The 8,985-nt window shown below is 69.0% G+C and carries 7 protein-coding genes; 6 read left to right on the top strand and 1 reads right to left on the bottom strand.

Annotation, left to right across the window (positions count from 1 at the left end):
* Nucleotides 1-318 precede the first annotated feature (318 nt).
* Together AC3A6X_RS34875 and AC3A6X_RS34870 are read left to right on the top strand one after the other, a co-directional pair.
* Nucleotides 319-2,229 (top strand): ATP-binding cassette domain-containing protein, encoded by a 1,911-nt coding sequence (locus AC3A6X_RS34875; protein ID WP_487846447.1) that lies wholly within the window; start codon nt 319-321, stop codon nt 2,227-2,229.
* Nucleotides 2,230-2,306: 77 nt separating this feature from the next.
* On the top strand, nt 2,307-4,061 hold the full coding sequence (locus tag AC3A6X_RS34870) for a phospholipase D family protein (RefSeq protein WP_487846446.1): 1,755 nt from the start codon (nt 2,307-2,309) through the stop codon (nt 4,059-4,061).
* A 9-nt stretch (nt 4,062-4,070) separates the two neighbouring features.
* Here the strand turns inward: AC3A6X_RS34870 and AC3A6X_RS34865 are convergent, their stop codons facing one another.
* Entirely contained in the window at nt 4,071-5,498 is a 1,428-nt protein-coding gene (locus AC3A6X_RS34865; RefSeq protein WP_487846445.1) for an aminotransferase-like domain-containing protein, read from the bottom strand.
* Nucleotides 5,499-5,600: 102 nt separating this feature from the next.
* Between AC3A6X_RS34865 and AC3A6X_RS34860 the strand changes: the two genes are divergently transcribed.
* From AC3A6X_RS34860 to AC3A6X_RS34845, 4 genes are read left to right on the top strand one after another with little or no spacing between them, the layout of a single operon-like run.
* On the top strand, nt 5,601-6,200 hold the full coding sequence (locus tag AC3A6X_RS34860) for a LysE family translocator (RefSeq protein ID WP_487846444.1): 600 nt from the start codon (nt 5,601-5,603) through the stop codon (nt 6,198-6,200).
* The gene (locus AC3A6X_RS34855; protein WP_487846443.1) at nt 6,197-7,138 is read left to right on the top strand and encodes a DMT family transporter; all 942 of its coding nucleotides are present in this window, start codon (nt 6,197-6,199) and stop codon (nt 7,136-7,138) included. The genes AC3A6X_RS34860 and AC3A6X_RS34855 overlap by 4 nt, the downstream gene beginning before the upstream one ends.
* The gene (locus AC3A6X_RS34850; RefSeq protein WP_487846442.1) at nt 7,135-8,349 is read left to right on the top strand and encodes an aminotransferase-like domain-containing protein; all 1,215 of its coding nucleotides are present in this window, start codon (nt 7,135-7,137) and stop codon (nt 8,347-8,349) included. The genes AC3A6X_RS34855 and AC3A6X_RS34850 overlap by 4 nt, the downstream gene beginning before the upstream one ends.
* Complete coding sequence (locus AC3A6X_RS34845; RefSeq protein WP_487846441.1) at nt 8,346-8,984, top strand: LysE family translocator; 639 nt, start codon at nt 8,346-8,348, stop codon at nt 8,982-8,984. The genes AC3A6X_RS34850 and AC3A6X_RS34845 overlap by 4 nt, the downstream gene beginning before the upstream one ends.
* The last annotated feature ends 1 nt before the right edge of the window (nt 8,985 follow it).

Here is an 8,985-nt window from a genome sequence, read left to right as displayed (position 1 = left end):
CACCCACCACAACCACAGCCATCAAAACCCCTGAGAGCCTCAACAACCCGCCGTCTTGAGCGGAGCCCTCGATTATGACACGGTTTTTAGCACCCGCCACGTTCGAGGCCTGCTTTTCTTCCGACTCTCTTAGCGCTTCCTTGAAGCGCTAAGTGCATGTCGCTTTCAGCAGAGCCTGCAAGTATATGCCAAGTTTTCGCCTAGCAACATCGGCGTCAAGAACCAGAACGGCACATGCCGGCCCTCCTGTCTTCAGGTCGCCCCCCGCCGGGGCTTACGCCAAGGCCATCGACAAGCCGCTCCGATAATCCGCGCCACATGGCACTCATCACACTCCTCGACGCACAGCTGGCGTTCGGACACGTCCCGCTGCTCGATCATGCGGACTTCTCGCTTCTCGAATCCGAGCGCATCGGCTTGATCGGCCGTAACGGCGCAGGCAAGTCTTCCCTTCTGAAGATCCTGGGCGGACTGGAGAAGCCCGACGACGGCACGCTCCAGGCCCAGCAGGGCTTGCGCGTCGCGTACGTGGCCCAGGATCCCCAACTGGACCAGGACTCCGACGTGTTCACGGCCGCCAGCACCGGCCTTGCCGATGCCATCGCTCTTCGTGAGCAATATCTCTCCGGAGCCCCGGACCTCGACCTCGACTCGCTGCAATCGCAGATCGAAGCCTTCGACGCCTGGAACTGGGAGCAGCGGGTCGAGGAGACCTTGCACCGCCTTCACCTCGACGGCAGCGCGCGCGTGGGCGCGCTTTCGGGCGGGACCCGCAAGCGCGTGGCCCTCGCGCAGGCGCTGGTGGCCGCGCCCAACGTGCTGCTGCTCGACGAGCCAACCAACCACCTCGACCTGGACTCGATCGAATGGCTCGAGCAGTTGCTGATCGACTTCAAGGGCAGCGTCGTCACCATCACGCACGACCGCAGCTTCCTGAACCGCGTGGCGACCCGCATCGTGGAGCTGGATCGCGGCAAGCTCAGCTCCTATCCAGGCAACTTCGAGCAGTACCTGGCGCAAAAGGAGGAGCAACTCGCCCAGGAAGCGATCATCAGTGCCAAGGCGGACAAGCTCCTTGCCCAAGAGGAAGTCTGGATCCGCAAGGGCGTGGAGGCCCGCCGCACGCGCAGCCAGAGCCGCATCAACCGTCTCGAGGCGCTGCGCGCCCGGCGCACCGCCCGGCGCGAAGTGCTCGGCAGCGTCAACATGGACGTGGCTTCCGGCCAGTCCAGCGGGAAGATCGTCGCGGAACTGACGGGCGCGACCAAGGCCTTTGGGGCCAAGACCGTGATCCGGAACTTCAGCGGCACCATCCTGCGCGGCGACAAGGTCGGCCTGCTGGGACCGAACGGCGCCGGCAAGACCACGCTGTTGAAGCTCATCCTCGGCGAGCTCGAGCCGGACAGCGGCAAGATCCGCCGCGGCACCAACCTGCAGGTCGCCTATTTCGACCAGATGCGCGACGCGCTGCAGCTCGATGCAACGCTGGAGGACTTCATCAGCCCGGGCAGCGAATGGATCGAAATCGGCAACCAGCGCAAGCACGTCAAGAGCTACCTCGCCGACTTCCTGTTTTCGCCGGCCCGCGCACACTCGCCGGTACGCTCGCTGAGCGGCGGCGAGCGCAACCGCCTGCTGCTCGCGCGCCTGTTCGCACGCCCGGCCAATGTGCTGGTGCTCGACGAACCGACGAACGATCTCGACATCGACACGCTCGAGCTGCTCGAGGACCTGCTGCAGAACTACGACGGCACGGTCTTCCTGGTGAGCCACGACCGCACCTTCCTCGACAACGTGGTCACCAGCATCGTCGCCTTCGAAGGCGACGGCCTCTGGCGCGAATACGAGGGCAGCGTGGAAGACTGGATGACCCAGTCCAAGCGCGCTCGCGAGATCGCCGCCCAGAGCGCCGCGGATTCGCCCACGCCCGCTCCCGTGGCGGCGCCCCCGGCGCCGGCAGCGGCAGCGGCAGCGGCTCCGCGCCCGGGAACGCGCAGAAAGCTCAGCTACAAGGAGCAGCGCGAGCTCGAGACCCTGCCCGCACGGATCGCCGAGCTCGAGGAGGAGCAGAAGCGCATCACCGAAGTCCTGGAACTCGACGGCGGCGCGATCTACGCCAGCGAGGCCTCGCGCGCCGCCGAGCTCGCGCAACGCCACGCGCAGATCGACGAGGAATTGCTGGCAGCGATGGAGCGCTGGGAAGAGCTCGATTCGGCACGACAGGGGTAGCCGACGGCGCCTTCGTCCGACGCACAACGGGCCGCGGCTGCGCTATACAGAGCCGGTCTTGGCTCCGATCGGGCTGCATGATTTCATTCAAGGCCTTCCACCTCTCCGCGACCGCATGGCGACGCTGCGGCGCGGCCCTGTTCTCGGCCTTCCTCTTTCTCTCGGCCTGCGCTGAACTCCCGCAGAACGTGCACAGGCCGGTATCCACCGCGCTCGCCTCCCCGGCCAGCACGCCGCTGGCGGCCCTGGTCCAGCAGCGCCGCCAGGCGGCCTCGGCGCGCAACGAGTCCGGCTTCATGCTGCTCGACGGACCGCCGGCCGCCTACGGCAGCCGCCTCGCGCTGGCCGAGGGTGCGCAGAAGACGCTCGATCTGCAGTACTACGCGATCCATGCCGACGCCAGCACCGCACGCCTGCTCGCCGCAGTTCGCGACGCGGCCCGGCGCGGGGTGCGCGTGCGGGTCCTGCTGGACGACTTCCACAGCACCGGCCGCAATGCACAGGTGATGCGCCTGGCTTTCGTGCCCAACATCGAGATGCGGATGTTCAATCCGGTGCCCGGCTCGCGCGGTTCGACCTTCGCCAGGATGTTCAACGCCATCGAGGATGCCTCGCGCATCCAGCAGCGCATGCACAACAAGCTCTTCATCGCCGACAACGTGCTCGGGGTGACGGGCGGACGCAACCTGGGCGACGCCTATTTCGGCAATGCCGAGGCGGGCAACTTCGTGGACATGGACGTTCTGGCGGCCGGCCCGATCGTGCAGGACCTGTCACGCAGCTTCGATGCCTACTGGAACAACGAGCGCGCCTATCCCGTTCAATCGCTGGTGACGCGCAGGGAACTCGACGCGCTGCGCGACGAGGCGCGCAGCGAGCGCGAGAAGGAAACGAACACTGGCGCGCCCCGGCCGCCCGACGGCGAACCACGGCCGAGCAATGCCGCGCCGACGGCCGAGCAACAGAACCGCGCCTGGGACGAAAAGCCGATGGACCTGCGCACGGCCAGCTTCGTCTGGGCGCCCGCCGCGGTGCTGGTCGACAAGCCGGCCAAGATCCCGGCGGACACGCCGCGCGGCGTCGCCGGCCCCGCCAAGGCACCGGGCCTCGTGGTGGCGCAACAGGGCCAGCGCCGGACAGCCGCGGCACCCCGAGGCTCGCTCGACAGCGCGGCCGATGCTGCCGCCAATGGCGACACGGTGGTCGAAGGACTCCTCCAGCTGATCGGCCAGGCCCAGCGCGATCTCCTGATCATCTCGCCCTACTTCGTGCCGGGCCCGGACATGAAGAAGGCGTTCGCCTCGGCACTGGCCCGAGGCGTCAAGATTCGCGTGCTGACCAATTCCCTCGCCTCCAACGACGCGCCCGTGGCCCATGTCGGCTACGCGCGGCATCGCGAAGAACTGCTGGCGATGGGCATCGGCTTGTACGAGCTGCGCAGCGAACAGGCCGGCCTGGGCAGCGCCTTCGGCTCCAACGGCAGCGGCAGCACGCCGGGCGAATCGCGCTCGATGCTGCATTCCAAGGTGCTGGTAATGGACGGGCGGCTGCTGGTGGTCGGATCAATGAACCTCGATCTGCGCTCGCAACTGCAGAACACCGAGATCGCATTGCTGATCCGCAGCAACGAGCTTTGCCGCGTCGCCGCCGCCCAGATCGAGACCGCGATGAACACTGCCTCCTGGCGCGTCGAGCAGAGCGACGGCCGCCTGGTCTGGCGAGCACCGCAGAACAGCGGCCTGGAGGACAGCACGAGCGAGCCGGACGCAAGCGCCGGCCTGCGCCTGCTCCTCAGGCTGTTCGGCCCCTTCGCACCCGACAGGCTGCTCTGAGGCGCACCCTCAAAGCTGCGCCCGTACTCGCGCGAACACCTTCCAGAAAGTGGCGTCCTGCGCGGTGGCGAAGTTGATGCGCATCAAGGTGCTCGGCGGCCGCCGGGCGTGGAACAGCGAGCCGGGCGCGAGCAGATAGCCCTCGTCGAGCATGCGCTGCGTGAGCGCATCGGTGTCGACGCCGGTGTCCACCCAGCCGAACAGCCCCGCCGGCTCGGCAGCCAGCGTGCAGCCGGCCGCCAGCGCCAGCTTCACCGTGCGGCCGCGCGCGCCGTCCAGGCGCAGGCGCACGCGCTCGGCGTGGCGCCGCAGCTGCCCCTGGTCGATGCACCAGGCGAGCGCCCGCTCGAAGAGCGACGGCGTGGTGAGCGTGGCCAGCAGCTTGGTCTCGAGCATTCGGCCCACGAGCTCCGGCGAGGCCGCGAGGAAGCCGATGCGCCAGGCGGGCGCGAGGATCTTCGCAAAGCCGCTCACGTACACGGTGCGCTGAAGCCCGTCCAGTGCGCACAGGCGTGTGGCGTGCTCGGGCGCCAGGTGGCTGTAGGTGTCGTCCTCGACGATGTGGAAGCCGTGCTGGTTGGCCAGCTGCAGCACCCGGTGCGCGCTGCCCGGCGTCAGGCTGTACCCGGTCGGGTTGTGCAGCACGCTTACGCTCACGAAGAGCTTGGGCTTGTGGCCGTCCCCTGCATTGCAGTAACGCTCCATCACCTCCAGGTCGGGTCCGTCGGCCTTGCGCGGCACCGGCAGGATGCGCATGCCCAGCATCTCGAGGCGCGCGAACTCCAGCGCCCAGCCCGGCTCCTCGACCATCACCGGATCGCCGGGGCGCAGCAGCGTGCGGCTGACGATGTCGAGCGCATGCGTGGCGCCGACCGTGGTCACGATTTGGTCCGCGCCGGCCGGCACGTTGATGCTGGCGAGCTTGGTTGCCAGGCTGCGCCGCAGGCCGCTGTCGCCCGCGGGCTCGCCGTATTGCAGCGAGAAGTCCTGCAGCGCACGGGTGCTGGTCATGCGCCGCACGGCGGCGACAGTAAAGGGCGACTCCAGCCACTCCGCGGGAAACACGCCCATGCCCGGCTGCGGCTTGTCGCTGGGACGGTGGAACATGCCGCGGATCAGCGTGCTCGCGTCGGCCGGTACAGGCTGCGACGCGAGCGGCTCGGCCAGCGGACCCAGGGTCGCCAGCGCCGGCCCTGCTTGGGCCGCGATCGCGTCACGCACGAAAAAGCCGCGCTGGCGGCGTGCCTCGACGAGCCCCTGCGCCAGCAGCTGGTCATAGGCCGCGACCACCGTGTGCGGGCTCACGCCCTGCTGCCGCGCGCATTCGCGCACCGACGGCAGGCGCGCCCCGGGCGCCAGCAGGCGCGTGCGGATCCGCTCGGCAAAGCGGCCGGCCAGCTGCTCCGTCAGCGATTGGGTGGAGGTTCGTGTCAGCATGCGCGTGTGTGCTCTGTGTCGCCGATCTGACCGATACAGGCTTGACCCATGTTCGGCAATCTGTATCGGTACTGTAATGGTCATCAGTTTAGAGTGTGTGCCATGACCTGGCAAGATTTCACCGCGCTGCTGGCGCTGGCCACGGCGATGAGCTTCTCGCCAGGACCCAACACCACGCTGTCGACCGCGCTCGCGGCCAACGGCGGCCTCCCGCGGGCGATGCGCTTCGTCGTCGCCGTGCCGGTGGGCTGGACGCTACTGCTGGGCCTGTGCGCCGCCGGCATCGGCGCGCTGGTGATGGCGGCGCCTTCGCTGCGCTGGGCCATCAAGGCCTTCGGCATCGCCTACCTGCTGTGGCTGGCCTGGAAGCTCAGCGGCAGTGCCACGATGCGTCAGGCCGACGGCAAGCAGCTGCACGTCAGCTTCCGCCAGGGCGTGATGCTGCAGTTCGTCAATATCAAGGCCTGGCTGCTGGCGCTGACGTTGGTTGGCACCTGGATCGCGGGGCAGCCCGACGCGCTGAAACGCTTCGCCATCGTGGCACCCGTGATGCTGGTCTACGCCTTCACCAGCAACTTCGCCTACGCGCTCGCAGGCTCGCTGCTGCGCAAGTGGCTCGCGCACGGGCAGCGCCTGCTCTGGTTCAACCGCGCCATGGCCGCCGTGCTCGTGCTCACCGCCTGGTGGATGGCCAGCGTATGAAGATCAAGGACGAAACCCTCGGCATGTGGCTGGGCGTGCTCGGCGTGGCCTTCTTCGCGGTCACGCTGCCGATGACGCGGCTGGCCACCGGCACGCAGGAATCGCCGCAGCTCTCGCCCTGGTTCCTGACCCTGGGCCGGGCGGCGCTGGCGGGCCTGCTGTCGGTGATCTTCCTGCTCGCCACCCGCTCGCCGCGGCCGCAACGCCACCAGTGGAAGCCCCTCGGCATGGCCATGCTGGGCAACGCGATCGGCTTTCCGCTGCTGCTCGCCTTCGCCCTGCGCATCGTCAGCGCCAGCCATGCGGCGGTGATCACCGCCTTGCTGCCGCTGGTGACCGCGGCCTGTGCGGCCTGGGTGCTGCACCAGCGCGCACGGCTCGGCTTCTGGCTGTGCGCGCTGGCGGGCAGCGCGCTGGTGATCGTGTTCTCGGTGCTGCGTGCCGGCGAGCAGCATCTCGGCTTCGCCTGGGGCGATCTTCTGCTCGTGGGCGCCGTGTTCGCCGCCTCGCTGGGCTACATCTACGGCGCGCAGGTCACGCCGGCGCTGGGCGCAGAGCGCGTGATCTGCTGGGTCTGCGTGATGGCGCTGCCGATCACGCTGCCGGGCGCGCTGTGGCTGTGGCCCGAGCAGCCGATCGCGACCTCTTCCTGGCTCGGCTTCGTCTACGTCGGCGTCTTCTCGATGTGGGTGGGCTTCTTCGCCTGGTACCGCGGCCTCGCCATGGGCGGGGCGCTGCGCGTGAGCCAGACCCAGCTGCTACAGCCCTTCCTCTCGATCCTCGCCGCCGTGCCGCTCCTGGGCGAGCCGCTCGATCTCGTCACGCTCGGCTTCGCGGCGGCGGTGGTCGCCACCGTGGTCGCCGGCAAGAAGCTTTCGCAGGCGCGCCCCGCCGCCGCATCATCACAACGACTCGTCCATCCAAAGGAAACAACATGAACTGGAAACTCGCCGCCCGCGCCGAAAAGATGAACCCCTCGGTGATCCGCGAAATCCTCAAGGTCACCGAGCGCCCCGGCATCATCAGCCTGGCCGGCGGCCTGCCCTCGCCCAAGACCTTCCCGATCAGCGCCTTCGCCGAAGCCTGCGCCGAAGTGCTGCACAAGGACGGCCAGGCCGCGCTGCAGTACGCGGCCAGCGAAGGCTACGGCCCGCTGCGCGAAGCGGTCGCGGCCATGCTGCCCTGGCCGGTCGATCCGGCTCAGATCCTGATCACCACTGGCTCGCAGCAGGGCCTGGACCTGATCGCCAAGGTGCTGCTCGACCCCGGCAGCCGCGTGCTGGTGGAGACGCCCACCTACCTGGGCGCGCTGCAGGCCTTCTCGCCGATGGAGCCCGAGGCCGTGAGCGTCGCCAGCGACGACGAGGGCGTCCTGGTCGACGACCTGAAGGCCAAGGCGAAGGATGCGCGATTCGTCTACCTGCTGCCCAATTTCCAGAACCCCACCGGCCGCACGATGAGCGAGGCGCGCCGCGCTGCGGTCTCCGCCGCCGCGGCGGAGGCCGGCCTGCCGATCGTCGAGGACAACCCCTACGGCGACCTCTGGTTCGACGAGGCGCCGCCGCTGCCGCTCACTGCCCGCAACCCCGAGGGTGGCATCTACCTCGGCTCCTTCTCGAAGATCCTGGCGCCGGGCCTGCGGCTGGGCTTCCTGGTGGCACCCAAGGCCATCTTCCCCAAGCTGCTGCAGGCCAAGCAGGCGGCCGACCTGCACAGCCCCAGCTTCAACCAGCGCATGGTGGCGGAAGTGATGAAAGACGGCTTCCTCGACCGCCATGTGCCGACCATCCGCGCCCTCTACAAGCGCCAGCGCGACGCGATGCTCACCGCGCTCGAGCGCGAAATGCAGGGCCTGGGCGTGAGCTTCAACAAACCGGCCGGCGGCATGTTCCTGTGGCTGCGCCTGCCCGAGGGTCTGGACGCCGTGGCGCTGCTGCCGCAGGCAGTTGAACGCGGCGTGGCCTTCGTGCCGGGCATGCCCTTCTACGCGGGGGCCGGCGATGCGCGCACGCTGCGCCTGTCCTTCGTGACCGCCAGCGCAGAGGAGATCGACACCGCGATCGCCGCCCTGGCCGACGCGGTGCGCGAGCAGCTGGCGCACAAGGCTGCGGCCGAGGTCCAGCGCCAGCTGGCCGGCAGCGCGGCATGATCGAGCCCGGCACGCTTTCGCTGTTCCTGGTGGCGGTGCTGGCGCTGTTCCTCTCGCCCGGGCCCAACATGGCCTTCGTGCTCTCGCACGGGATCGCGCTCGGGCCGCGGGCCGGTTTTGCGGCGGGCCTGGGCATTGCCGCGGCGGACCTGGTCCATACCCTTTGCGCCGCGACCGGCGTCACCGCGCTGGTGGCGGCCTGGCCGCCCTCCTTCGACCTGCTGCGCTATGCGGGCGCGCTCTACCTGCTGTGGCTGGCCTGGCAGGCGCTGCGATCGGGCGGCACGCACCTGTCGACGCAGGCCGGACGCGCCGGCTTCGCGCAGGTGCTGCGCCGCGCCTGGCTCAACAACCTGGTGAATCCGAAGGCGCTGCTGTTCTTCATGGTGTTCCTCCCGCAGTTCGTCGATCCGGCGCGCGGCAGCGTGCCGGCGCAGCTGGCGTTGCTGGGCGTCACGCTCTCCCTGGCCGGACTGCTGTTCAATACGGTGCTGGGCGCCTGCAGCGGCATCATCGGCCGCTGGCTGCAGCGTCGCCGCGGCGGTGCCGGCTTCCAGCGTGGCGTGCTGGCCGCGGTGATGGCCGGCCTCGCGCTTCGTCTTCTGCTCATCGACCGCCCCACGAAGGGATTCTGAA

This window comes from Variovorax sp. Soil_C_12 (assembly GCF_057657375.1).
Note: the sequence above shows the minus strand (reverse complement) of the source record. Positions and strands in the feature narration are given on the sequence as shown.